Source organism: Pantoea pleuroti (assembly GCF_014156615.1).
GTDB lineage: Bacteria > Pseudomonadota > Gammaproteobacteria > Enterobacterales > Enterobacteriaceae > Pantoea > Pantoea agglomerans.
The window spans coordinates 95403-120583 of sequence record NZ_SBFD01000008.1 but is presented as its reverse complement, the minus strand read 5'-3'; the positions used below and the strand labels follow the sequence as shown (position 1 = coordinate 120583).

Annotated in this window: 26 protein-coding genes; 20 read left to right on the top strand and 6 right to left on the bottom strand. The window is 56.6% G+C overall.

What is annotated here, in order from left to right:
• Window positions 1-115: 115 nt before the first annotated feature.
• On the top strand, window positions 116-472 hold the full coding sequence (locus EPG66_RS17920) for a DUF2500 domain-containing protein (protein ID WP_010253324.1): 357 nt from the start codon (window positions 116-118) through the stop codon (window positions 470-472).
• A gap of 26 nt (window positions 473-498) precedes the next feature.
• On the opposite strand, the gene EPG66_RS17915 is transcribed toward EPG66_RS17920, so the two are convergent.
• The gene (locus EPG66_RS17915; protein ID WP_031594235.1) at window positions 499-771 is read right to left on the bottom strand and encodes a DUF1145 family protein; all 273 of its coding nucleotides are present in this window, start codon (window positions 769-771) and stop codon (window positions 499-501) included.
• On the bottom strand, window positions 761-1360 hold the full coding sequence (gene rsmD, locus EPG66_RS17910) for a 16S rRNA (guanine(966)-N(2))-methyltransferase (protein WP_010671526.1): 600 nt from the start codon (window positions 1358-1360) through the stop codon (window positions 761-763). The genes EPG66_RS17915 and rsmD overlap by 11 nt, the downstream gene beginning before the upstream one ends.
• 232 nt (window positions 1361-1592) lie before the next feature.
• On the opposite strand from rsmD, the gene ftsY reads away from it, so the two are divergent.
• From ftsY to rpoH, 4 genes are all read left to right on the top strand, one after another.
• Window positions 1593-3374, top strand: a complete 1782-nt coding sequence (gene ftsY / locus EPG66_RS17905; protein ID WP_182687692.1) for a signal recognition particle-docking protein FtsY — start codon at window positions 1593-1595, stop codon at window positions 3372-3374.
• A gap of 5 nt (window positions 3375-3379) precedes the next feature.
• Window positions 3380-4048: a cell division ATP-binding protein FtsE gene (gene ftsE, locus EPG66_RS17900; RefSeq protein WP_010253318.1), complete on the top strand. Its 669-nt coding sequence runs from the start codon at window positions 3380-3382 to the stop codon at window positions 4046-4048.
• Window positions 4038-5021 (top strand): permease-like cell division protein FtsX, encoded by a 984-nt coding sequence (gene ftsX / locus EPG66_RS17895; protein WP_109652982.1) that lies wholly within the window; start codon window positions 4038-4040, stop codon window positions 5019-5021. Before ftsE ends, ftsX begins: the two co-directional genes overlap by 11 nt.
• Before the next feature lie 240 nt (window positions 5022-5261).
• Complete coding sequence (gene rpoH, locus EPG66_RS17890; RefSeq protein WP_010253314.1) at window positions 5262-6119, top strand: RNA polymerase sigma factor RpoH; 858 nt, start codon at window positions 5262-5264, stop codon at window positions 6117-6119.
• Window positions 6120-6178: 59 nt separating this feature from the next.
• Here rpoH and panM read toward each other — a convergent pair whose 3' ends face one another.
• Entirely contained in the window at window positions 6179-6574 is a 396-nt protein-coding gene (gene panM / locus EPG66_RS17885; RefSeq protein WP_010253313.1) for an aspartate 1-decarboxylase autocleavage activator PanM, read from the bottom strand.
• 395 nt (window positions 6575-6969) lie between these two features.
• Between panM and EPG66_RS17880 the strand changes: the two genes are divergently transcribed.
• The 10 genes from EPG66_RS17880 (at window position 6970) to ugpQ (ending at window position 17207) form a co-directional block, all read left to right on the top strand.
• Complete coding sequence (locus EPG66_RS17880; RefSeq protein WP_031592701.1) at window positions 6970-8082, top strand: branched-chain amino acid ABC transporter substrate-binding protein; 1113 nt, start codon at window positions 6970-6972, stop codon at window positions 8080-8082.
• 134 nt (window positions 8083-8216) lie between these two features.
• The gene (livH, locus tag EPG66_RS17875; protein ID WP_009087789.1) at window positions 8217-9143 is read left to right on the top strand and encodes a high-affinity branched-chain amino acid ABC transporter permease LivH; all 927 of its coding nucleotides are present in this window, start codon (window positions 8217-8219) and stop codon (window positions 9141-9143) included.
• Window positions 9140-10411, top strand: coding sequence for a high-affinity branched-chain amino acid ABC transporter permease LivM (locus EPG66_RS17870; RefSeq protein ID WP_010253305.1), 1272 nt, complete (start codon window positions 9140-9142; stop codon window positions 10409-10411). The genes livH and EPG66_RS17870 overlap by 4 nt, the downstream gene beginning before the upstream one ends.
• Window positions 10408-11175 carry a high-affinity branched-chain amino acid ABC transporter ATP-binding protein LivG gene (gene livG / locus EPG66_RS17865; RefSeq protein ID WP_182687691.1) on the top strand — a complete coding sequence of 256 codons (768 nt, stop codon included), beginning with the start codon at window positions 10408-10410 and terminating at the stop codon, window positions 11173-11175. The genes EPG66_RS17870 and livG overlap by 4 nt, the downstream gene beginning before the upstream one ends.
• Before the next feature lies 1 nt (window position 11176).
• The gene (livF, locus tag EPG66_RS17860) at window positions 11177-11890 is read left to right on the top strand and encodes a high-affinity branched-chain amino acid ABC transporter ATP-binding protein LivF (RefSeq protein WP_022624013.1); all 714 of its coding nucleotides are present in this window, start codon (window positions 11177-11179) and stop codon (window positions 11888-11890) included.
• A gap of 401 nt (window positions 11891-12291) precedes the next feature.
• Window positions 12292-13608 carry a sn-glycerol-3-phosphate ABC transporter substrate-binding protein UgpB gene (gene ugpB / locus EPG66_RS17855; protein ID WP_031592699.1) on the top strand — a complete coding sequence of 439 codons (1317 nt, stop codon included), beginning with the start codon at window positions 12292-12294 and terminating at the stop codon, window positions 13606-13608.
• Between the two features lie 54 nt (window positions 13609-13662).
• Window positions 13663-14550, top strand: a complete 888-nt coding sequence (gene ugpA / locus EPG66_RS17850) for a sn-glycerol-3-phosphate ABC transporter permease UgpA (protein WP_039387961.1) — start codon at window positions 13663-13665, stop codon at window positions 14548-14550.
• Complete coding sequence (gene ugpE, locus EPG66_RS17845) at window positions 14547-15392, top strand: sn-glycerol-3-phosphate ABC transporter permease UgpE (RefSeq protein WP_039387959.1); 846 nt, start codon at window positions 14547-14549, stop codon at window positions 15390-15392. Before ugpA ends, ugpE begins: the two co-directional genes overlap by 4 nt.
• Window position 15393: 1 nt before the next feature.
• On the top strand, window positions 15394-16467 hold the full coding sequence (locus EPG66_RS17840; protein ID WP_031592695.1) for a sn-glycerol-3-phosphate import ATP-binding protein UgpC: 1074 nt from the start codon (window positions 15394-15396) through the stop codon (window positions 16465-16467).
• Window positions 16464-17207 carry a glycerophosphodiester phosphodiesterase gene (gene ugpQ / locus EPG66_RS17835; RefSeq protein ID WP_115387097.1) on the top strand — a complete coding sequence of 248 codons (744 nt, stop codon included), beginning with the start codon at window positions 16464-16466 and terminating at the stop codon, window positions 17205-17207. Before EPG66_RS17840 ends, ugpQ begins: the two co-directional genes overlap by 4 nt.
• Here ugpQ and EPG66_RS17830 read toward each other — a convergent pair.
• Window positions 17204-17497: a DUF2756 domain-containing protein gene (locus EPG66_RS17830; RefSeq protein ID WP_010253283.1), complete on the bottom strand. Its 294-nt coding sequence runs from the start codon at window positions 17495-17497 to the stop codon at window positions 17204-17206. The genes ugpQ and EPG66_RS17830 overlap by 4 nt on opposite strands.
• Window positions 17498-17703: 206 nt before the next feature.
• Between EPG66_RS17830 and ggt the strand changes: the two genes are divergently transcribed.
• Complete coding sequence (ggt, locus tag EPG66_RS17825; protein WP_031292113.1) at window positions 17704-19455, top strand: gamma-glutamyltransferase; 1752 nt, start codon at window positions 17704-17706, stop codon at window positions 19453-19455.
• 251 nt (window positions 19456-19706) lie between these two features.
• On the opposite strand, the gene EPG66_RS17820 is transcribed toward ggt, so the two are convergent.
• The gene (locus EPG66_RS17820; protein ID WP_182687690.1) at window positions 19707-20201 is read right to left on the bottom strand and encodes a GNAT family N-acetyltransferase; all 495 of its coding nucleotides are present in this window, start codon (window positions 20199-20201) and stop codon (window positions 19707-19709) included.
• Between the two features lie 348 nt (window positions 20202-20549).
• On the opposite strand from EPG66_RS17820, the gene EPG66_RS17815 reads away from it, so the two are divergent.
• The 4 genes from EPG66_RS17815 (at window position 20550) to gntU (ending at window position 24363) form a co-directional block, all read left to right on the top strand.
• Window positions 20550-21245 carry a pirin family protein gene (locus tag EPG66_RS17815; protein WP_182687688.1) on the top strand — a complete coding sequence of 232 codons (696 nt, stop codon included), beginning with the start codon at window positions 20550-20552 and terminating at the stop codon, window positions 21243-21245.
• A gap of 102 nt (window positions 21246-21347) precedes the next feature.
• The gene (gntR, locus tag EPG66_RS17810) at window positions 21348-22343 is read left to right on the top strand and encodes a gluconate operon transcriptional repressor GntR (RefSeq protein ID WP_010253274.1); all 996 of its coding nucleotides are present in this window, start codon (window positions 21348-21350) and stop codon (window positions 22341-22343) included.
• A 140-nt stretch (window positions 22344-22483) separates the two neighbouring features.
• The gene (gntK, locus tag EPG66_RS17805) at window positions 22484-23020 is read left to right on the top strand and encodes a gluconokinase (RefSeq protein ID WP_010253272.1); all 537 of its coding nucleotides are present in this window, start codon (window positions 22484-22486) and stop codon (window positions 23018-23020) included.
• A 2-nt stretch (window positions 23021-23022) separates the two neighbouring features.
• A complete protein-coding gene (gene gntU / locus EPG66_RS17800) occupies window positions 23023-24363 on the top strand; it encodes a gluconate transporter (protein ID WP_010253270.1) in 1341 nt (446 codons plus the stop codon).
• Window positions 24364-24413: 50 nt separating this feature from the next.
• Here gntU and EPG66_RS17795 read toward each other — a convergent pair whose 3' ends face one another.
• Entirely contained in the window at window positions 24414-25007 is a 594-nt protein-coding gene (locus EPG66_RS17795; protein ID WP_003853054.1) for a YhgN family NAAT transporter, read from the bottom strand.
• Window positions 25008-25181: the final 174 nt, after the last annotated feature.

Sequence of the window (25181 nt, the reverse complement as noted above, 5' to 3'; positions counted from 1 at the left end):
AAAGATCCCAAAATATCCCTTCCAGTTTAGGTTAAGCCTCTGAGATGTGACAATCAGGCAACTCTGGTTGTATGCTTTGCCGCCTGATTAATCATCCTGCAGGCATGAGAGCGCTATGAGCAAACCGCCGCTAATCTTTATCATCGTTCTGGCGATTATCGCCGTGCTGGCGACCCGTCAGTTCATTAAGCAGCGCCGGGAAGTGGCGGTGAATGACGCTTCACCCGAGCGTTCTCTGCAGGCTGAGGTCAGAACCAAACGTGAATTTCCTGCACCCAATCGCCGTTCACGGCAGCGGGAAGTGATCGCCGGGGAAGAGATGCGCTACGAGGTGCTGTTTCACCCGCTGAACGGCGCCAGCGACATCAAAGTGCAGCTTAAAGAGGCGGAATATCATCAGCTGGACAAGGGCGCCAGAGGCGAGCTGAAGATGCAGGGCACGCGCTTTATCAGCTTCACACCCCGGCAGTAACCGGCGGGCATTGCGCCCGCCTGGAATTATTTCTTGCGTGGGAAGTTTTTCTTCTGCCAGGCGACCAGTTCGAACACCCCGAACAGAAACACTTTGGCCTGGGTGACGCGGTCAATCGGTGGCGCATCTTTGGTCTGCGTGGTGCGCAGTAACACCAGCTGCAGGCCATGCATCAGGATCATGAAAATCAGCGCAACGTTGATAAAATAAGTCAGCGGTTTCGGGTAGGGATGAATCAGGTTAGCCAGTAAAAATCCCCACACGCATAGCATCAACAGACGCCCCAAATTAAGTAACATCCTGCGTCTCCTGTTGACGTTGATACAAACGATAAGCCACTTGTCCGGCTATTTTCTCGCGATAAAGATCCCACTCTGGCGGCACCGGCGGTGCGCCATTTTCCACTTCACTTTCAACGTAAATCAGCGCCTGGTCGGCCAGCCAGTGATTCTGCTCCAGCAACTGTAATGTCTGTTCCAGCAATCCCTGACGAAACGGCGGATCGATAAACACTACATCGAACGGTTCACCTGGTTGTGCCAGCCAGTTTAACGCATTGGTCTGAATCACGGTGCCATTACTGGCGCGCAACGTCTGCAGATTTTTTGTCAGCTGCTGCGCCACCGGACGTTCCAGCTCCAGCAGCGTCGCCGATCCCGCGTAACGCGACAGGGCTTCCAGTCCTAATGCGCCGCTACCGGCAAAGCAGTCGAGGCAGCGCGCCTCTGGCAGCACCGGGGCCAGCCAGTTAAACAGCGTCTCACGTACCCGATCGGTGGTCGGGCGCAGTCCGGCGCTGTCCGGCACCGGTAATTTGCGTCCGCGCCACTGGCCACCAATGATGCGAATCTGCCCGGCACCGCCTGTACTGCGGGGGTTTTTATTCATCTTGCTCACAACTCGTCATAATTTGTTGCGTAGTTTAACGGGCGAATCGGTGAGAAGAAACGTTAAAAAAGGGTGCTGTGGTGAGCTGGCTGGAAAGTGTTAGACTACTGAGTTGCTGAAGTCATGCATTATTCTGCGGTTTACGCCGGTCTGGCGCTGACCAACTTTCATTGATTTACCCCTGGAAACCACGCGCGACCGGGACAAAGCCATCGAGGAGTGTCGTCACACAATGGCAAAAGAGAAAAAACGTGGCTTTTTTTCCTGGCTGGGATTTGGCAAAGAGGAAGAGAAACAACCTGTCGCGGAGGAGCAGACACAAGAGGTCGCAGAATCCGCACAGCAGCAGGCAGAACAGGAAGCCCCGGCATTAGGCCAGGCTGAAGCGCAAGCGGAAGAGACTGTCGTTATCACCGAAACGGTGGCCGGACAGCAGCGTGAGGCGGAAGTCACCGCGGCAGCGCCGCATGAGTCGGCACCCGCGGTGCTCGATGAGGCTGAGCCGATTGAGGCCGATCCTGAAGCGTTACTGGAGGTCTCCGCACCTGAACATGACGCGACGCCGGTTATTGACGCCGACGACGTGGTCACGCCGATCGCTGACGAGGCTCCGGCAGATGCGCCGTTAAGCGAAGAAGAGCTGACCGCGCTGGCGCTGGGCGACGCCCCGATCGTTGAAACCCCGCACGGCGAAGCGGACGCGGCATTAAGCGAAGAAGAGCTGACCGCGCTGGCACTGGGCGACGCCCCGATCGTTGAAACCCCGCACAGCGAAGCGGACGCGGCATTAAGCGAAGAAGAGCTGACCGCGCTGGCACTGGGCGACGCCCCGATCGTTGAAACCCCTGACAGCGAAGCGGACGCGCCGTTAAGCGAAGAAGAGCTGACCGCGCTGGCGCTGGGCGACGCCCCGATCGTTGAAACCCCGCACAGCGAAGCGGAAGCGCCGCTGACCGAAGAAGAGCTGGCCGCACTGGCACTGGGCGAAGCTGAAGTCACCGACACGGAACCGGCAGAGGCATTATCCGATACCGTCAGCGATCTCCCGCTGGCCGCCGCGCCACTCATCGTGCAGGAGCAGGAGCGTCCCAGCAAAGAGGGCTTCTTTGCCCGCCTGAAGCGCAGCCTGGTGAAAACCCGTCAGAACCTCGGTTCCGGTTTTGTCAGCCTGTTCCGTGGCAAAAAGATTGATGATGAGCTGTTTGACGAGCTGGAAGAGCAACTGCTTATTGCGGATGTGGGTGTGGATACCACTCGCCGCATCATCACGCATCTGACCCAGCAGGCAAACCGCAAGCAACTGCGTGACGCGGAAGCGCTCTACGGTCTGCTGAAAGCGGAGATGGCCTCGATTCTGGCAAAAGTGGATGCGCCACTTGAAGTCTCAGGCAAAACGCCGTTTGTCATCCTGATGGTTGGTGTCAATGGCGTAGGTAAAACCACCACCATCGGTAAACTGGCGCGCCAGTATCAGGCCGAAGGCAAATCCGTGATGTTAGCGGCTGGTGATACCTTCCGAGCCGCGGCTGTTGAGCAGTTGCAGGTGTGGGGTCAGCGCAACAACATTCCGGTGATTGCTCAGCACACCGGTGCAGATTCCGCTTCGGTGATCTTCGATGCTATTCAGGCGGCTAAATCGCGTGGCGTTGACGTGCTGATTGCCGATACCGCGGGTCGTCTGCAGAACAAATCGCACCTGATGGAAGAGCTGAAAAAAATCACCCGCGTGATGAAAAAACTGGATGATTCAGCGCCACACGAAGTGATGCTGACGCTGGATGCCAGCACCGGACAGAATGCGGTCAGCCAGGCCCGACTGTTTAATGAAGCCGTTGGCGTGACCGGGATTGCGCTCACCAAGCTGGATGGCACCGCCAAAGGCGGCGTGATCTTCTCGGTGGCCGATCAGTTCGGTATTCCGATTCGCTACATTGGCGTCGGTGAAGGCATTGAAGATTTACGGCCGTTTAAGGCGGAAGATTTTATTGAGGCACTGTTTGCCCGAGAGGACTAATTAGGATGATTCGCTTTGAAGAGGTCAGTAAGGCATATCTCGGCGGACGTCAGGCGCTGCAGGGAGTAGATTTCCGTCTGCGTCCTGGCGAAATGGCGTTTCTTACCGGCCACTCCGGTGCCGGTAAAAGTACCTTGCTGAAGCTGATTTGTGGCATTGAGCGCCCGAGTGCCGGAAAAATCTGGTTCAGCGGCCATGACATTTCCCGCCTGCGTAACAGCGAGGTGCCTTTTCTGCGTCGTCAGATCGGCATGATTTTCCAGGATCACCACCTGCTGATGGATCGTTCGGTTTATGAAAATGTGGCGATCCCGCTGATTATCTCCGGTGCCAGCGGCGAAGATATTCGTCGTCGTGTTTCGGCGGCACTGGATAAAGTGGGTCTGCTCGACAAAGCGAAAAGTTATCCGATTCAGCTCTCTGGCGGTGAACAGCAGCGTGTGGGCATCGCCCGTGCGGTGGTGAACAAGCCAGCCGTGCTGCTGGCCGATGAACCGACCGGTAACCTTGACGACGCGCTGTCAGAAGATATTCTGCGCCTGTTCGAAGAGTTCAACCGCGTCGGCGTCACCGTCCTGATGGCGACGCATGACAGCGGTCTTATCGCCCGACGCAACTACCGGATGATGACGCTGAATCAGGGACGTCTGCACGGAGGCCACGATGGTCAATAAACGCATTAAACGTCCGTCTGCGCCGAAAGCGAAGCAGCAGTCGAAGAGTAAAGCGCTGAAGGGCGGCTGGCAGGAGCAGTGGCGCTATGCGCTGCGCGGCACGCTTTCTGATATGTGGCGTCAGCCGCTGGCAACTCTGCTGACGGTGATGGTCATCGCCATTTCACTGACGCTGCCCAGCGTCTGCTACATGGTGTGGAAAAACGTCAGCCAGGCGGCAACGCAGTGGTATCCGGCGCCGCAGTTAACCGTTTATCTCTCCAAAACGCTGGATGACACGGCGGCAGAAAACGTGGTGGCGCAGCTCAAGCAGGTCGAAGGCGTGGATAACGTCAACTACCTGACGCGGGAAGAGGCGCTGAACGAGTTCCGCAACTGGTCAGGCTTTGGCGGCGCAATGGATATGCTGGAACAGAATCCGCTGCCTGCTGTGGCCATCATTACACCTAAGCTCAATTTCCAGAACTCAGACACCATGCAAAGCCTGCGCGATCGGGTCACTAAAGTGCAGGGCGTGGATGAAGTGCGGATGGATGATAGCTGGTTTGCGCGGCTGGCGGCGCTGACCGGGCTGGTGGGGCAGATCGCCTCAATGATTGGCGTGCTGATGATCGTGGCAGTGTTCCTGGTGATCGGTAACAGCGTCCGGCTCAGCATTTTTGCCCGACGCGACACCATTAACGTGCAGAAGCTGATTGGTGCCACTGACGGCTTTATCCTGCGTCCGTTCCTCTATGGCGGGGCGCTGCTGGGCTTCAGCGGCGCGGTGCTGTCGCTGCTGCTGTCGGAAGTGCTGGTGCTGCGTCTGCAGTCCGTTGTTGCCAATGTGGCGACGGTATTTGGTACCACCTTCTCACTGGAAGGCTTCTCCTGGGATGAGGCGCTGCTGCTGTTACTGATTGCGGCGATCATCGGCTGGGTGGCTGCGTGGCTGGCAACGGTACAACATTTACGTCGATTTACGCCGCAGTAAACGCCTGCAACATTTTTTTGTTATAATGGTCCTCTGCTACCGATGGCGGGTGCAGAGGATATTTCCCCTCTTCCCTTCCTGTCATCTGTGTGTAAAATATTCACCGCTATAATTGAACTTGTGGATAACTTTACTACTCTAAGTAGCACAGATTGCTTTCGGATTCCGCGCGACGTTGACGTAATGTATCGTCTGCGCAGGGAAATGTGCGGCAATTCCACTGAATTTGTGAGGGTTTGAATGACCAAAGAAATGCAAACTTTAGCTATTGCTCCTCTTGGCAACCTGGAGTCTTACGTCCGGGCTGCGAATACCTGGCCGATGCTCTCGGCAGAAGAGGAAAAAGCGTTGGCTGAACGGCTGCATTACCAGGGCGATCTGGATGCGGCAAAGACGCTGATCCTGTCTCACCTACGCTTTGTAGTTCATATCGCTCGTAATTACTCCGGCTACGGTCTGCCACAGGCTGACCTGGTCCAGGAAGGCAATATCGGCCTGATGAAAGCGGTACGTCGCTTCAACCCAGAAGTGGGCGTACGTCTGGTTTCGTTTGCCGTGCACTGGATTAAAGCGGAGATTCACGAATACGTGCTGCGTAACTGGCGTATCGTGAAAGTCGCGACCACCAAAGCACAGCGTAAGCTGTTCTTTAACCTGCGTAAAACCAAGCAGCGTCTGGGCTGGTTCAATCAGGACGAAGTCGAGATGGTTGCGCGTGAGCTGGGCGTAAGCAGCAAAGATGTGCGTGAAATGGAATCGCGTATGGCCGCGCAGGATATGACCTTTGATATGTCTGCCGACGACGAGAGCAGCGAAGGCCGCTCTATGGCACCCGTGCTTTATCTTCAGGATAAAACCTCTGACTTTGCTGACGGTATTGAAGAGGATAACTGGGATGCGCACGCGGCTGATAAGCTGAGCTATGCGATGGAAGGTCTGGATGAGCGTAGTCAGCACATCATTCGCGCCCGCTGGCTGGACGAAGACAATAAAACCACGCTGCAGGAGCTGGCCGATCAGTACGGCGTGTCAGCCGAACGTGTCCGGCAGCTGGAAAAGAACGCCATGAAGAAACTGCGTATGGCGATCGAAGCGTAACGCACTTCGACATCTCAAGGGGCGACTTTATGTCGCCCTTTTTGTTTTTCTGCGCCTGACTATTCTACCGCCATTATCCATCCATCACTCTGCGCCCTGAAGCCACACGCCTGCATAAAGGCTGCCCGCACCTGCTGATCGTCACTGCCATCATCGGCAATCCACCAGTCTGCTATCGATCCATTCTGCCTGATCGTCTCTTCCAGTAAATATTGTCCCACCCCGCGTCGGCGCGTGACATCGCGCACCGACAGCCGGTGAACCTTGCCGTGGATCCCGGCGATTTCCAGCTGCAAACCCGCCAGCAGCCGGTCGTTAAAACGGGCAGCATAAAGACGATGGCGCTCATCCAGCTGCTGCTCCAGTTGTTCAATCTCCAGATCCGGCCAGACTTTGCCAAGATCGATGCGGTCCTGCGCGGTCAGCGTGGTTAAACGCTGGATAGTGAGCTTCATAACAAAAACCTCTGTAACAGGGGAAAGTGCAGCGAAAATGTACAACCAGAGTGCTACCACATTTTCATCAATAAAACAGGTCAAAAGATGGTCGGGATGCCAGGATGATAGTTGTAAACAGGGAGAGCGTGCGATCAATCCAGCATAACGCGCTGGCAAAGCGGTGAAAAACCGGCCGTTGCCTCCAGTGTATTATGCTGTTTCACTCAGTCAATTCTGAATATGTCAGTTGATTTACAGAAGAAACTTCCTGTTTAATAACCTGAAAAATAAAGCCTTATTAATAAAAAATGTCAGAAAAGTACGCTAACTCATTCATGCTTAATCAGTTTTCGACTTTATCTGACAGCACAAACACTCACAACATACACGACAAAACAAATGGGGTAGTCAGGATGAAAATGAAAGGTCGCGCATTACTGGCGGGATGTGTAGCACTGGCGATGAGCCATGCGGCGCTGGCTGAAGATATCAAAGTGGCGATTGTCGGCGCAATGTCTGGCCCGGTGGCGCAGTACGGCGACATGCAATTCGCCGGTGCGACTCAGGCAATTGAAGATATCAACGCCAAAGGCGGTGTTAACGGCAACAAACTGGTTGCGGTGAAATATGACGACGCCTGTGACCCGAAACAGGCAGTTGCGGTAGCGAACAAGGTAATTAACGATGGCATCCGCTACGTGATCGGCCATCTCTGCTCTTCATCCACCCAGCCCGCTTCTGACATCTATGAAGATGAAGGCGTGCTGATGATTACCCCGGCGGCGACCGCACCTGACCTGACTTCCCGCGGCTATAAACTGATTATGCGCACCACCGGTCTCGACTCCGATCAGGGTCCGACCGCCGCGAAATATGTGATGAGCGAGCTTAAACCTAAGCGTATCGCTGTGGTGCATGACAAACAGCAGTATGGCGAAGGCCTGGCGCGCTCCGTACAGGAGAGCCTGAAAAAGCAGGGCGCTAATATTGTGATGTTTGAAGGTATCACCGCTGGCGATAAAGATTTCTCTACGCTGGTGGCGCGCTTCAAGAAAGAGAACGTCGATTTCGTCTATTTCGGCGGTTACTACCCGGAAATGGGCCAGATAGTGCGTCAGGCACGTGCTGCGGGCCTGAAAACCCAGTTTATGGGACCAGAAGGCGTGGGTAACGCCTCGCTGTCCAACATCGCCGGTGCCGCATCTGAAGGCATGCTGGTGACCCTGCCGAAACGCTACGATCAGGTTGAAACCAACAAACCGATCGTGGAAGCGCTGAAAGCGAAGAAACTGGATCCAACCGGACCGTTCGTCTGGACCACCTATGCAGCTCTGCAGTCGCTGGCAACCGGCATGGAGCGCAGCAAGAGCGCTGAGCCGGACGCTATCGTGAAAAACCTTAAGGAAGGTGCCGCGGTGCCAACCGTGATGGGCAACCTGAACTGGGATGAGAAGGGTGATCTTAAGGGCTTTGAATTCGGCGTCTTTAAATGGCACGCCGATGGCACCTCGACTGCTGTGAAGTAAACCAGGCTGTTTTGTGGTGAGCGGGAGGCTGGTTAACCGGTTTTCCCTGACCAGCGACACGAACGCCTGGTGCTTGTCTGCCAGGCGTTTTTTGTACCCCGATCGCCCATGATCGGTTAAGTAAGGGTCAAGGTATGTCCGAGCAGTTCCTCTATTTTATTCAGCAGATGTTTAACGGTGTGACCCTTGGTAGCACCTACGCGCTGATCGCCATCGGTTACACCATGGTTTACGGCATTATCGGCATGATCAACTTCGCCCACGGCGAGGTCTACATGATCGGCAGCTATGTCTCCTTTATCGTGATTGCCGCCCTGATGATGATGGGCATCGACACCACCTGGCTGATGATTGCGGCCGGCTTTGTGATGGCGGTAATTATCTCCAGCGCCTACGGCTGGAGCATCGAGCGCGTCGCCTACCGGCCTGTGCGCTCGTCCAAGCGCCTGATTGCGCTGATCTCCGCCATCGGGATGTCGATATTCCTGCAAAACTACGTCAGCCTGACGCAGGGTTCACGCGACCTGGCGCTGCCGAGTCTGATTACCGGACAGTGGACGGTAGGCGAGAGCAACGGCTTTGCCGCTACCATCTCCACCATGCAGATTGTGATCTGGGTGGTGACGTTCCTGGCGATGCTGGCGCTGACCACCTTTATCCGCTACTCGCGCATGGGCCGCGCCTGCCGCGCCTGCGCTGAAGACCTGAAAATGGCCAGCCTGCTGGGAATTAACACCGACCGCGTGATCTCGCTGACCTTTGTGATCGGTGCAGCAATGGCCGCGGTAGCGGGCGTGTTGCTGGGACAGTTCTACGGTTCAATCAATCCCTTCATCGGCTTTATGGCAGGCATGAAAGCGTTCACCGCCGCCGTACTGGGCGGGATTGGTAGTATTCCGGGCGCGATGATTGGTGGTCTGGTGCTGGGCATCGCCGAGGCGCTGACCTCGGCCTATCTCAGCACGGAATATAAAGATGTGGTCTCGTTTGCCCTGCTGATTGTGGTGCTGCTGGTGATGCCGACCGGGATTCTGGGTCGCCCGGAGGTCGAAAAAGTATGAAGACTTCCTTTATCAATGCCCTGATCTCCTCGGTGATGCTGCTGGTACTCGCCACCTTCTTTATGGGGCTGCGCCTGAATCTGGACGGCACTAATCTGGTGGTGCAGAACGCCGGTAGCGTGCGCTGGAACTGGATCGCCACAGGCTGTGCGGTGGTGTTTCTGTTTCAGTTGCTGCGTCCGGTATGGCAAAGCGGCCTGAAGAAAATTTCCGGTCCGGCGCTGGTGTTACCGGGTCTTGATGGCTCGACGCCGAAGCAGAAGCTGGTGATGGCGGTGCTGATTATCGCCGCCGTTGCCTGGCCATTCCTGGTGTCACGCGGCACCGTCGATATCGCCACCATGACGCTGATCTACGTGATGCTCGGTCTGGGCTTAAACGTGGTAGTCGGCCTTTCTGGTCTTCTGGTACTGGGTTATGGCGGCTTTTACGCCATCGGTGCCTACACCTTTGCGCTGCTGAACCACTATTACGGTCTCGGCTTCTGGCAGTGCCTGCCGCTCTCCGGCATAGTCGCCGCGCTGTTTGGTCTGCTGCTGGGCTTCCCGGTGCTGCGACTGCGCGGCGACTATCTGGCGATAGTGACGCTGGGCTTTGGTGAGATCGTGCGTATTCTGCTGCTGAACAATACCGCCCTGACCGGCGGGCCGAATGGCATCAGCCAGATCCCGAAACCAACGCTGTTTGGTCTGGAATTTGGCCGTACGCCGCGTGAAGGCGGCTGGGATACCTTCCATAACTTCTTTGGGCTGAAGTACGATCCCAGCGACCGCATTATCTTCCTCTACCTGGTGGCGCTGCTGCTGGTGGTGCTGACGCTGTTTGTGATTAACCGGCTGCTGCGGATGCCACTGGGCCGTGCCTGGGAAGCCCTGCGCGAGGATGAGATTGCCTGCCGTTCACTGGGCCTCAGCCCGACCCGCATCAAGCTGACCGCCTTTACCATCAGTGCCGCGTTTGCCGGTTTTGCCGGCAGCCTGTTCGCGGCGCGTCAGGGCTTTGTCAGCCCGGAATCCTTTACCTTTGTCGAATCCGCCTTTGTGCTGGCGATTGTGGTTCTGGGCGGGATGGGTTCGCAGTTTGCGGTGATTCTGGCCGCCATCCTGCTGGTGGTGTCACGCGAGCTGATGCGCGATCTCAATGAGTACAGCATGCTGGTGCTGGGTGGCCTGATGGTGCTGATGATGATCTGGCGTCCGCAGGGCCTGTTGCCGATGAAGCGTCCGCATCTGAAGCTCAGGACTGGTAAACAAGGAGAGCAGGCATGATTCAGCCTTTATTAGCCGTTGAAGGCCTGATGATGCGCTTCGGCGGTCTGTTAGCCGTGAACAATGTGGCGCTGGAGCTGCGTCCGCAGGAGATCGTTTCGCTGATTGGCCCCAATGGTGCCGGTAAAACCACCGTGTTCAACTGCCTGACCGGCTTTTACAAGCCAACCGGCGGGACGATCACATTGCGTGAGCAGCATCTGGAAGGGTTGCCGGGCCAGAAGATTGCGCGGATGGGCATTGTGCGGACGTTCCAGCACGTGCGTCTGTTCCGTGAGATGACGGTCATTGAGAACCTGCTGGTGGCGCAGCATCAGCATCTGAAAAGCGGCGTATTTTCCGGTCTGCTGAAAACCCCGGCGTTTCGCCGCAGTGAGAGCGAGGCGCTGGATCGTGCGGCGACCTGGCTGGAGCGGGTAGGGTTGCTGAATCTGGCTAACCGTCAGGCGGGCAATCTGGCCTATGGTCAGCAGCGTCGACTGGAGATTGCGCGCTGTATGGTGACGCGCCCGGAGATCCTGATGCTGGATGAACCGGCGGCGGGCCTTAACCCCAAAGAGACCCATGAGCTGGATGCGCTGATTGCGGAGCTGCGTGGCGAACATAAGGTGTCGGTGCTGCTGATTGAACATGATATGAAGCTGGTGATGGGGATTTCTGATCGTATTTATGTGGTCAATCAGGGAACGCCGCTGGCTAACGGAACGCCGGAAGAGATTCGTAATAACCCGGATGTCATTCGTGCCTATTTAGGAGAGGCCTGAGATGGCAAATGCGATGTTAACCATTGAGAACGTCAGCGCCCACTACGGCAAAATTCAGGCGCTGCACAACGTCAGCCTCTATATCAATCAGGGCGAAATCGTCACCCTGATTGGCGCTAACGGTGCCGGAAAAACCACGCTGCTGGGTACGCTATGCGGCGAACCGCGCGCGACGCAGGGCACCATTACCTTTGATGGCAAAACCATTACCGACTGGCAAACCTCACGCATTATGCGTGAAGCGATCGCCATCGTGCCGGAAGGCCGGCGGGTCTTTTCGCGCATGACGGTAGAAGAGAACCTGGCGATGGGGGGCTTTTTTGCCAGCCGTCCGGACTACCTGACGCGGATCAAGCGCGTTTATGAACTCTTCCCGCGTCTGGAGGAGCGTAAAATCCAGCGCGCCGGGACGATGTCGGGCGGCGAACAGCAGATGCTGGCGATTGGCCGTGCGCTGATGAGTCAGCCGCGCCTGCTGTTGCTGGATGAACCGTCGCTGGGACTGGCACCAATCATTATTCAGCAGATCTTCGACACCATTGAGCAGCTGCGCAGCGAGGGAATGACGATTTTCCTGGTGGAGCAGAATGCGAATCAGGCGCTGAAGCTGGCGGATAGGGGCTATGTGCTGGAGAACGGGCATGTGGTGCTCGAAGACACAGGTGCAGCACTCCTTTCCAACGAAGCCGTCCGCAGCGCGTACTTAGGTGCCTGATGGGGCACGGCCTGGCTTACTGGTCAGGTTGTGGTTGGGCAGTGCTCGCCATCCTCACGTACTACGTGTACGCTCCGGTGGCTGCGCGCTGTCCGCCCGCAACCTGCCTGCGCCGCCGACGGCCTTGAGCATCGATTTGGGGGAGCTGAGGATGGCCTTATGGGCGTGATTTAAAACCCCAGTCAGGCATTTTCAGCTTCCAATCGCTCTGCAAATTATGTAACCAAAAGCTGGCAGCGGTGACGCGTTACCGCTGCGCTGCCAGCCTCCTCTTTTGCGCATACCGGTCTGTCACCCGGCTGTCATCTTTCTGTTATTAATCCTTCATTTCCCCGTGTCATGTTACTTCGCGAAACAGAAATCCGTGATTTCACGCGTATTTACCTGCACAGGAAAATTCTATGTCCGTCGTTACCTTTCGTCGTAGCCTGATGAGCGTGCTGCTCGGTCTGACGCTCAGCAGCCATGCCATGGCCGCCACTGAGATCCCTTTCTGGCACTCTATGGAAGGCGAGCTAGGCAAAGAAGTGGATTCGCTGGCACAGCGTTTTAACCAGACGCATCCCGATTACAAAATTGTTCCGACCTACAAAGGTAACTACGAGCAGAGCCTGGCGGCAGGGATTGCGGCAGTGCGCAGCGGCAAAGCCCCTGCGGTGCTGCAGGTTTATGAAGTCGGTACGGCGACCATGATGGCCTCGCAGGCGATTGTGCCGGTGCATCAGGTCTTCAAAGACGCCGGTATCCCCTTTGATGAAAAGCAGTTCGTGCCAACGGTGGCGGGCTACTACAGCGACAGCAAAGGTCAGTTGATCTCTCAGCCGTTCAACAGCTCGACGCCAGTGCTCTACTACAACAAAGACGCCTTTAAAAAAGCGGGTCTGAACCCGGACCAGCCGCCGAAAACCTGGCAGGAGCTGGCGACGGATGCCGCCGCACTGCGCAAATCGGGCATGAGCTGTGGCTACGCCAGCGGCTGGCAGGGCTGGATCCAGATTGAAAACTTCAGCGCCTGGCACGCTCTGCCGGTAGCGACCAAAAACAACGGGTTTGACGGACTTGATGCGGTGCTGGAGTTCAACAAGCCGGTACTGGTTCGTCATATCGAGCTGCTGGAAGCGATGAACAAGAAAGGGGACTTCACCTACTTTGGCCGCAAAGATGAGTCCACCGCCAAGTTCTACAACGGCGACTGCGGTATCACCACCGCCTCATCCGGATCGCTGGCTGATATCCGTCATTACGCCAAATTCAACTTCGGCGTTGGCATGATGCCGTATGACGAGACCGTGCCGAATGCGCCGCAGAACGCCCTGATCGGCGGTGCCAGCCTGTGGGTGATGAAAGGCAAAGATGCCGCAACCTACAAAGGTGTGGCTGAGTTTATGCAGTTCCTCGCTAAACCGGAAATCGCTGCGGAATGGCACCAGAAAACCGGCTATCTGCCGATTACCACCGCCGCCTACGAGCTGACTAAGCAGCAGGGCTTCTACGATAAGAATCCGGGCGCGGATATCGCCACCCGTCAGATGATGAACAAGCCGCCACTGCCGTTCACCAAAGGCATGCGCCTGGGCAATATGCCGCAGATTCGTACCGTGATCGACGAAGAGCTGGAAAGCGTCTGGACCGGCAAGCAGTCGCCGCAGAACGCGATGGATAACGCAGTGAAACGCGGTAATGAGTTGCTGCGCCGCTTCCAGCAGCAGGTGAAGTAATCTCTCCTTGCGGGCCAGCTCAGGCTGGCCCCTCTCTTTGACGCCAGGTATGCCATGTCTTCATCTCGTCCGGTCTTTCGCACCAGTCTGTTGCCCTATCTTCTGGTGCTGCCGCAACTGCTGATTACCGCCATCTTCTTTCTCTGGCCTGCCGGTGAAGCGCTATGGTACTCGCTGCAAAGCCTCGATCCCTTTGGCATCTCCAGCAGCTTTGTCGGGCTGGAAAACTTCAGACGGCTGTTTGCCGATCCTTACTATCTGGATTCGTTCTGGACCACCATAAAATTCAGCGGCATGGTCACGGTATTCGGCATGGTGTTCTCGCTGCTGCTGGCGGCGCTGGTGGATTATGTGGTGCGGCTGCGCCGTCTCTATCAGACGCTGTTGCTGCTGCCCTACGCCGTTGCGCCTGTCGTGGCCGCGGTGCTGTGGATGTTCCTGTTTAATCCGGGCCTGGGCCTGTTCAGCTATCTGCTGAACCACATCGGCTACAACTGGAACTATGCGCAAAACAGCGGTCAGGCGATGTTCCTGGTGGTGCTGGCATCGATCTGGCAGCAGATGAGCTACAACTTCCTGTTCTTCTTCGCCGCACTGCAATCGATCCCGAAATCGCTGGTGGAAGCCGCCGCGATTGACGGTGCCGGACCGGTGCGTCGCTTCTTTAATCTCTCTCTGCCGCTGATTACGCCGGTCAGCTTCTTCCTGCTGGTGGTGAATCTGATCTACGCCTTCTTCGATACCTTCCCGGTGATCGATGCCGCCACCGGCGGCGGGCCGGTGCAGGCGACCACCACGCTGATCTACAAAATCTATCGCGAAGGCTTTACCGGTCTGGATCTCTCCTCGTCCGCTGCGCAGTCGGTGGTGCTGATGCTGCTGGTCATCGGGCTGACGGTGCTCCAGTTCCGCTTTGTTGAACGTAAGGTGCAATACCAATGATTGAGAATCGACGCGGGCTGGATCTCTTCAGCCACATCGTGCTGGTGCTGGGCGTGCTCACCATCCTGTTTCCGCTCTATGTCGCCTTTGTGGCGGCGACGCTGGACAACGAAGCAGTCTATCAGGTGCCGATGACGCTGGTGCCCGGCACGCACCTGTGGGAGAACATCTCGCGCATCTGGACGCACGGCGTCAACGGCAACGGGCCGGCGTTTGGCCTGATGCTGCTCAACAGCATGATCATGGCGCTGGGCATCACCTTCGGCAAAATCACGGTGTCGATGCTGTCGGCGTTTGCGCTGGTCTGGTTCCGTTTTCCGCTGCGTACGCTCTTTTTCTGGCTGATCTTCATCACCCTGATGCTGCCGGTTGAGGTGCGTATTTTCCCGACAGTGCAGGTGATCGCCGATCTCAACCTGCTCGACAGCTACAGCGGATTAACCCTGCCGCTGATGGCTTCGGCCACCGCCACCTTCCTGTTCCGTCAGTTCTTTATGTCGCTGCCTGATGAGCTGGTGGAGGCGGCGCGTATCGACGGTGCCAGCGCGATGCGCTTCTTCATCGACATCGTTCTGCCGCTGTCGAAAACCAATCTGGCGGCGCTATTCGTCATCACTTTTATCTACGGATGGAACCAGTATCTCTGGCCGCTACTGATCATCAACGACGCCAGCCTCGGCACGGCGGTGGCGGGGATCAAAAGCATGATCTCCACCAGCGGCTCACCGACCCAGTGGAACGAAGTGATGGCGGCAATGTTATTAACCCTGATCCCACCGCTGGTGGTGGTGTTGGTCATGCAGCGTGCCTTTGTGCGCGGTCTGGTTGAGAGTGAGAAATAAGATGGCAGGCGTAACCCTTCAGGCAGTAACTAAATCCTACGATGGCAAAAATCAGATCATTCAGCCGCTGAATGTCACCATCAATGACGGCGAATTTATGGTGATGGTCGGGCCATCCGGCTGCGGTAAATCGACCCTGCTGCGCATGGTGGCCGGACTGGAGCGCGTCAGCTCCGGCGATATCTATATCGACGACCGGCGCGTTACTCAGGAAGAGCCAAAAGATCGCGGGATTGCGATGGTGTTCCAGAACTACGCGCTCTATCCCCATATGTCAGTGGAAGAGAACATGGCCTATGGCCTGAAAATCCGTGGCATGGGCAAAGAGCAGGTTCGCCAGCGGGTGCTCGACGCGGCGCGCAGTCTGGAGCTGGATCACCTGCTGATGCGTCGGCCTCGCGAACTCTCCGGCGGACAGCGGCAGCGCGTGGCGATGGGCCGCGCGATCGTGCGTGAACCGGCGGTCTTTCTGTTTGATGAGCCACTCTCCAACCTTGATGCCCGCCTGCGGGTGCAGATGCGGCTGGAACTGCAGCTGCTGCATCGCCGCTTACAGACCACCAGCCTCTATGTCACCCACGATCAGGTGGAGGCGATGACGCTGGCGCAGCGGGTGATGGTGATGAACAAAGGGGTGGTCGAGCAGCTCGGCACGCCAGTCGAGGTATATGAGCGTCCCGCCAGCCAGTTTGTTGCCTCGTTTATTGGCGCGCCCGCCATGAATCTGCTGAAAGGGCAGTTCAGCAGCGATGGATCACGCTTCGACCTCGACGCCTCGCACGCTCTGCCGCTCAGCGACAGTAAAGCGAAATGGGCTAACCGGCCGGTAGTGCTGGGTATCCGGCCAGAGCACATCCGGCTCAGTAGCCGCGAGCAGGGCGGCGTACCGCTGCGGGTCGATACGCTGGAAATGCTGGGGGCTGATAATCTGGCACATGGCCGCATCGGTGACACGCCACTGGTGGTACGCTTAGCCCACAGTGAACGCCCGCAGCCCGGCAGTACGCTGTGGCTGCATCTGCCGTCAGATGCGTTACACTTCTTCGATTCAACCCATGGGAAGCGTCTGGAATGAGCACACAACACTGGCCCTATCCCCGCATCGTCGCCCATCGCGGCGGCGGTAAACTGGCACCGGAAAATACGCTGGCGGCGATCGACACCGGCGCGAAATATGGTCATCAGATGATTGAATTTGATGCCAAATTATCGGCCGATGCGCAGATCTTCCTGCTGCATGACGACACGCTCGATCGCACCAGCAACGGCTGGGGCGTGGCGGGTCAGCTGCCGTGGGAGAAGCTGTCGCAGCTTGATGCGGGCAGCTGGTTTGGCAACGCGTTTACCGGTGAAAAGCTGGCGCGGCTGGATCAGGTGGCGGCACGCTGCCGTCAGCATCAGATGATGGCGAACATCGAAATCAAACCGACCACCGGCAGCGACGCTGAAACCGGACGCGCCGTGGCGCAGGCTGCCGCGATACTGTGGCAGGATCAGGTCGCACCGTTGCTCTCTTCGTTCTCTTTTGAAGCGCTGGAAGCCGCGATGAAGGCAGAGCCGCAGTTGCCTCGTGGCCTGCTGTCGCACAGCTGGGATCCGCAGTGGCAGGAAAAAACAGCTGCGCTGGCGTGTGTCTCAATTCATCTTAATCATAAGGTGCTGACCGCTGAGCGGGTCGCCGAACTGAAAGCCGCAGGCCTGAAGATTCTGGTTTACACCGTGAACAGCCCGGATCGGGCGCGGGAATTGCTGAAATGGGGCGTCGATGCCATCTGTACTGACGCCATCGACATCATCGGCCCCGATTTTCATTAGTTCTGGTTTAGATTCTGATTCTGATTCTGCTGGCCCGGCTGCGTGGTAATCACCCGCTGCTGGGCGCTGTTCCGCTGTTCCTGCATTTTACGCTGCGTGTCCTGCGTCTGACGCTGCTGATCCTGGCGCAGCTTCAGCTGTTGCTGCTGCTGCTGGGTCTGCATCTGCGACTGCATCCGCTGCTGGCTGGGGTTATAGCCAGGTTTATTCGGATCGTTAGTGCTGTTCAGCGTGTTCGCCTGACTGGCGAAAGGCAGCAGAGCGGCCAGAATAATCATCCACTTTTTCATCACTCCTCCTTCCTTAAAGCGACAGGGTTTTGGGTGCGCAACCGCGTACACCGATATCAGGGTCGTAGCCATAAGTTTACCCGATATCACAGACCTTACTTTCCGATCTATTCCTGATTTGACTTAACCCCGGTTATTTTGCTGTATTTGTAGGCACTTGCAGAAATGATAAAAAAATGTAAATAACAATATGGGATGGTGGCAGGATGAAAATGCAGCAAACAGTGCGTCAGCTTAGCTGGTCGCTGGTGATGAGTTTCACCGTCGTGGCAGGCGCTAACGCCGCGCCAACGCAGGCTCCTCCGGTCTCCTACGGCGTGGACAGTGATACTTTTCACCCGGTAAAAGCGCAGCACGGCATGGTTGCGTCAGTGGATGCGATGGCAACACAGGTTGGCGTGGAGATCCTGCGTCAGGGCGGTAATGCGGTGGATGCCGCGGTGGCGGTGGGCTTTGCGCTGGCCGTGACCCATCCGCAGGCGGGCAACCTCGGCGGCGGCGGTTTTATGCTGCTGCGCACTGCCTCTGGCCGCGCCACGGCTATCGATTTCCGTGAGATGGCACCGGGACACGCGTCGCGTGACATGTTCCTGGATAAGCAGGGCAACGCCGACAGTAAGCTCTCGCTGACATCACATCTCGCCTCCGGCACGCCGGGCACCGTAGCCGGACTGGCGCTGGCTGCGCAGAAATATGGCACTCTACCGCTGAGCACGCTGCTGGCACCGGCGATCAAACTGGCGCGTGACGGTATTCCGGTTAACGACGCGCTGGCGGACGATCTGAAAACCTACGGCAAAGAAGTGCTGATCACCCATCCCAACAGCAAAGCGATTTTCTACAAACCGGACGGCACACCGTGGCAGAAGGGCGATAGGCTGGTGCAGAAGAACCTGGCTCACAGCCTGCAACTGATTGCCCGTCAGGGACCGGATGCGTTTTACAAAGGTGAAATCGCGGATGAGATCGCCGGAGAGATGGCGCAACATGGCGGCTTGATCAACAAAGCTGACCTGGCGGCCTATCGTGCGGTCGAGCGTAAGCCAATTAGCGGGACATACCGTGGCTATGAAGTCTTCTCAATGCCGCCGCCGTCATCCGGTGGCATCCACATCGTGCAGATTCTGAATATCCTGGAGAACTTCGATCTGGCGAAGATGGGCTTTGGCAGTGCTGATGCCATGCAGGTGATGGCGGAAGCGGAGAAATATGCCTACGCGGACCGCTCGGAATATCTCGGCGATCCCGATTTCGTGAAGGTGCCGTGGCAGGCGCTGACCAGTAAAGCCTATGCCAAAACCCTGGCGCAGCAGATCGATGTGGCAAAAGCGCGACCTTCCAGCGAGATCAAACCGGGCAAGCTCGAACCTTATGAAAGCAATCAGACTACCCATTTCTCGGTGGTGGATAAGCAGGGGAATGCGGTCGCGGTGACTTATACGCTTAACACCTATTTCGGCAGCGGAATTGTGGCGGGCAACAGCGGCATCCTGATGAATAACGAGATGGATGACTTCTCAGCCAAGCCAGGCACGCCCAATGTCTACGGGCTGGTTGGCGGGGAAGCGAATGCGGTGCAACCGGCGAAACGTCCGTTGTCATCGATGTCGCCGACCATCGTCGCCAAAGGGGGCAAAACCTGGCTGGTGACCGGCAGTCCTGGCGGCAGCCGCATTATCACCACGGTGTTGCAGATGGTGGTTAACAGCATCGATTTCGGGATGAACGTGGCGGAAGCCACCAATGCGCCGCGCTTCCATCATCAGTGGCTGCCGGATCAGCTGCGGGTGGAGAAGGGCTTCAGTCCCGATACGCTGCGTCTGCTGGAAACCAAAGGTCAGCATGTGAAGGTACTGCCGTCGATGGGCAGTACGCAGAGCATCATGATTGGGCCGGATGGCATGCTCTATGGCGCTTCCGATCCGCGCAGCATTGATGATTTGAGTGCGGGTTATTGAGATTTAAAACTGCTGACAAACTCAAACCCGGGTGAATCTGACAGCAATAAATAAGCTTAATGCGCAGGGAACTGGGTCAGAAGAGGAAAGCGTCCCGCGCCAGGACGGCGCGGGCCGAGCATGTCATGGATGACGGCTTTTGCGTCTTTCCGATCTGACCCTGTTTCCTGCGCAGGCGCTAACTGACAGCGAACCTGGTCAGGGTTTATCAGCAGAAAGGGCGCCTTCGGTGCTCTTTCTGCTTCCACACGTCAGGCTTTAACCCGCGCCATATAATGCGCGTCGATCAGTTCACCGTGCCGCATTGCGAAGCCTTTAGCCGTTCCCTCAATCTCAAAACCGAAACTCTGATAAAGGGCGATGGCCGGGCCATTATCGACGAACACGGTCAGTTCCATTCGGCTCACCTGTAGCCAGTTGTCGCACAACGCGACCATTTCACGCATGAGTGCGGTTCCGACGCCACGCTGACGATAGCGTTCATCCACGCCCATACCCAGTGAGGCCACATGACGGCGTCTGGCACGCTCTTCCACATGCAGCGCACACTGACCGACGACCTCCTCATCAATACAGGCCACCAGCAGATGCGCATTCGACGGAGGCGTCGCGAGACGGGTATGCCACATCTGGAGTGATGAGTGGGGCAAATGGAGTGTGCTGGCCTGGGTATCTGGCTGACCGTAGATCCTGTGCAGCGCAGCAGCATCTTCTGGCATGACATGGCGGACAACTATTTCACTCATGGTTTCTCCTTTAGTCCATTAAAACCCTTTAAACATCAAGGTATTCACCGCGTTAATCAGAGTAAAAAATGTGAAAATGACTTTACAGACGCGAATGATAATGATTATTATTGTCATGCGTTCTCGGGAGGTCGCCCGACAGCCTGAGAAAGCACGACATTGCTCACATTGCTTCCAGTATTATTTAGCCAGCTTATCCGCTGGCTTTTTTTTGCCTGCCCTTCTTCAGTGCTTTTCAGTCACTGCTCAATGCTCATTCAACTATTTTGAACAGAGGCGTGAAGTTTTTCAGCTATCAATCAGACCCCCTCAGGGACAGACTATAAAAAACATTGAGGAGATTTGAACATGATTTATGTACGCAAAGCTGAAGAACGCGGTCACGCAAACCATGGCTGGCTGGATAGCTGGCACACATTCTCTTTCGCCAGCTATCACGATGCGAACTTTATGGGTTTCTCCGCGCTGCGGGTCATCAACGAAGATGTGATTGATGGCGGCCAGGGGTTTGGTACCCATCCTCACAAAGATATGGAAATCCTGACCTACGTGCTCTCCGGTACGGTTGAGCATCAGGACAGCATGGGCAACAAAGAGCAGATCCCGGCAGGGGAGTTCCAGATTATGAGCGCCGGCACTGGCGTACGTCATTCTGAGTACAATGCCAGCGAAAGCGAGCCGTTGCACCTTTATCAGATCTGGATCATTCCTGAGCGTACCGGTATCGAGCCACGCTACGATCAGCGCCGCTTCCCGGATGTGCAGGGGCGTCAACTGGTGTTAAGCCCGGATGCCCGTGAAGGGTCGCTGAAAGTCTTTCAGGACATGACCTTATCGCGCTGGGTAATGGCTGCTGGCGAACAGGACAATGTCGCGATTGATGCGGGACGTCGTATCTGGATTCAGGTGATGAAAGGTGATGTTACCGTTAATGGCAACGCGATCACCACCAGCGACGCCCTGGCGATCTGGGACGAAAGCGCGCTGACCATTGAAGCCAGCTCGGCTGCAGAAGTCCTGCTGTTTGATCTGCCACCGGTCTAAGCAGATAACGGGCGCGCATCGTCGCGCCCGGTTGGCAATTTTGTGACAGAAAAGTGATAGACTCATCGTACTTTAGCTTTAAGGGCGATCCCAGGCGCTACGATGAAGAAGAAAAGACCGGTATTACAGGACGTTGCCGATCGCGTCGGCATTACTAAAATGACCGTCAGCCGTTACCTGCGTAATCCAGAGCAGGTCTCCGTTGCCCTGCGGGATAAGATCGCGGTGGCACTGGATGAGCTGGGTTATATCCCCAATCGCGCCCCTGATATGCTTTCTAACGCCACCAGCCGCGCCATTGGCGTACTGCTGCCGTCACTCACAAACCAGGTTTTTGCTGACGTATTGCGCGGCATCGAAGCCGTCACTGACGAAGCCAACTATCAGACGCTGGTCGCCCACTTTGGTTACAACCCGCAAAAAGAGGAGCTGCAACTGCGCTCGCTGCTGGGCTGGAACATTGATGGGGTTATCCTCACCGAACGCACCCATACACCAGGCACGCTGCGCATGCTGGAAGTGGCCGGTATCCCGGTGATTGAGGTGATGGACAGCGTCACGCCCTGCCTGGATATGGCGGTAGGCTTTGATAATGTTGAAGCGGCCCGGCAGATGACGCAGGCAATCCTCAGCAAAGGTCATCGTCATACCGTCTACCTCGGCGCACGCCTGGATGAACGTACGCTGCAGAAGCAGCGTGGTTACGAAATCGCGATGCGCGAAGCGGGGCTGACGCCACGCAGTGTGATGATGGAAGATGCCTCTTCATTCAGCGCCGGCTGTGATCTGCTGCGTGAGGCGCAACGTCTCTATCCTGAAACAGATAGCCTGTTCTGTACCAATGACGATCTGGCGGTCGGCGCGATGTTTGAGTGCCAGCGCCAGGGATTGCAGGTGCCCTCTCAGATGGCGATTGCCGGTTTCCACGGCCATGACATCAGTCAGGTTGTCACGCCACAACTGGCGACAGTGCTGACGCCACGCGACCGCATGGGGCGTGAAGCCGCGGCGCTGCTGCTGGCGCGCATTGCCGGAGAAACCAGCACCTGCCAGCCGCTGGATGTCGGTTTTGAGATCAGTGAAGGTGGCAGCATCTGATTGTGGCGTTTTTATGAGTCAGCTCACACTTTCATGCATTTCCTGGTAAAAAGGTTGCCAGGCTGTTAAGCGGCCAGGAGAATGAGAAACGACATTGTTATCGGTAACATTGGCAAATTCTCACCTGCCGGAGCAGAAAAATGACAACGCAATCCCCGTCGCATCACGTTTTTATCCTGATGGGCGTTTCAGGCAGCGGAAAGTCTGCCGTCGCCAATCAGGTCTCTCACCAGCTGAATACAGCCTTTCTTGACGGTGATTTTCTCCACCCACGCGCCAACATCCTGAAGATGGCCGATGGTCATCCGCTGGATGACAACGATCGCCAGCCGTGGTTACAGGCACTGAACGACGCCGCGTTTGCCATGCAGCGCACCCAGGCAATTTCCGTGATTGTCTGTTCAGCCCTGAAGAAAAGTTATCGCGACATCCTGCGTCAGGGAAATGACAACCTGCGTTTCGTCTACCTGAAGGGCGATTTCGACACCATCGAAGCCCGCCTGAAAGCGCGTAAAGGCCACTTCTTCAAGCCGCAGATGCTGGTGACGCAGTTTGCGACGCTTGAAGAGCCGGGTAGCGATGAGCCGGATGTACTGGTGGTGGATATCGCGCATTCACTGGACGATGTGGTGGCGGCTACGGTTGCGACTATCCAGGACGCTATCAGCCAGGGTTAGAGATGAATACCGCAACACTCGTTTTGACCGCAGCAGGCTCCGTCCTGCTGCTGCTTTTCCTGGTGATGAAGGCCCGTATGCACGCCTTCGTCGCATTGATGTTAGTGTCCATCGGTGCCGGGCTGTTCTCCGGCATGCCACTGAATCAGATCGCTGAAACCATGCAGAAGGGGATGGGCGGCACGCTCGGCTTCCTCGCGATTGTGGTGGCGCTGGGTGCCATGTTCGGCAAAATCCTGCATGAAACCGGCGCAGTTGATCAGATCGCCATCCGGATGCTGAAAACCTTTGGTCAGAGCCGCGCCCATTACGCGATGGGCATTGCCGGTCTGATCTGCGCGCTGCCGCTCTTTTTTGAGGTGGCAGTCGTGCTATTGATCAGCATCGCTTTTGCAGTAGCACGGCGTACCGGCGGCAATCTGGTGAAGCTGGTGATCCCGCTGTTTGCCGGTGTGGCCGCAGCGGCGGCGTTCCTGCTGCCTGGACCGGCCCCGATGCTGCTGGCCTCGCAGATGCACGCAGACTTTGGCTGGATGATCCTGCTGGGGCTCTGTGCGGCGATCCCGGGCATGCTGATTGCCGGGCCGCTGTTTGGCAACTTCATTGGCAACCACGTTTCGTTCAGCGCGCCGCCGGAAGATCATCAACCGGATGTCGATGAGAGCAAGCTGCCGTCGTTTGGCTTCAGCCTCTCACTGATTCTGTTTCCGCTGGTGCTGGTTGGCCTGAAAACCATCGGCGCACGCTTCACGACCGAAGGCACCACCCTGTATGAGTGGCTGGAATTTATCGGCCATCCCTTCACCGCAATCCTGCTGGCGCTGCTGGTGGCGATTTATGGCCTGGCTTATCGTCAGGGTATGGATAAAGAGCGGGTAATGCAGGTGTGCGGCAGCGCGCTGCAACCGGCTGGGATTATCCTGCTGGTGATTGGCGCGGGCGGCGTGTTTAAGCAGGTACTGGTGGACTCCGGCGTGGGTCCGGTGCTGGGCAATGCGCTGACCGGCGCAGGACTGCCGATTGCGCTGGCCTGCTTTATTCTGTCAGGTGCGGTGCGGGTGATTCAGGGATCGGCGACGGTCGCCTGTCTGACTACGGTGGGCTTAATCATGCCGGTGATTGAACCGCTGCACTACAGCGGCGCTCAGCTGGCGGCGCTGTCGATCTGCATCGGCGGTGGCTCCATCATTATCAGCCATGTGAACGATGCCGGTTTCTGGCTGTTTGGTCGCTTCACCGGGGCCAGCGAAGCGGAAACCCTGAAGACCTGGACGCTGATGGAAACCATTCTCGGCACCGTTGGTGCGGTGGTGGGGATGATCGCCTTCACACTACTCTCTTAATTACGTCGGTTCTGCGCTTCCCTGTCTTCATGGGAAGCGCAGATACTCTCCTACAGCTTCAGATAAGCCCGAATGCCATCGAGGAACATCTGAGTTGCCAGCATAATCAGAATCAATCCCATCAGCCGCTCCAGCGCATTGACCCCTTTATCACCCAGCAGCCGCAGGAACAGACCTGACATCAGCAGAATGCCCACCGTCACGCCCCAGGCGATCAGCAGCGCGCCGACCAGGTGCGACATCTGATGCGGATATTGATGCGACAGCAGCATCAAGGTCGCCAGCAGCGATGGCCCGGCTACCAGTGGAATCGCCAGCGGCACCAGGAAGGGCTCTTCACCCGCCGGTAAACCAGAACTGCTGCTTTCCGCCGACGGGAAAATCATTTTGATGGCGATAAGAAACAGGATAATCCCGCCGGAAATCGACACCGTTTCAGTACGCAGATTCAAAAATGCCAGGATGCGTTCGCCGGTAAACAGGAACAGCAGCATGATGATCAGGGCAATCAACATTTCACGGATCAGCACCACTCGCCGCCGTTTCGGCTCCAGATGCTTTAAAACCGACATAAAAATCGGCAGATTGCCCAGCGGATCCATAATTAACAACAATAATATTGTCGCTGAAATCATTTCAGTCATCGGTTTTACGCCATGTTGTTCACGAAAAAGCGGAGTTATTAGTTACGCTGCTGAAAAAGTTAGCGTAATCGAATTAATTCACTTGCTACCCGGCCTGCATTTTGTAGAGTGAAGGGACACAGGTAAATCTTATTATTACGCAGAGCGGCGTGAAAATAGCACGCTGCTCTCTCC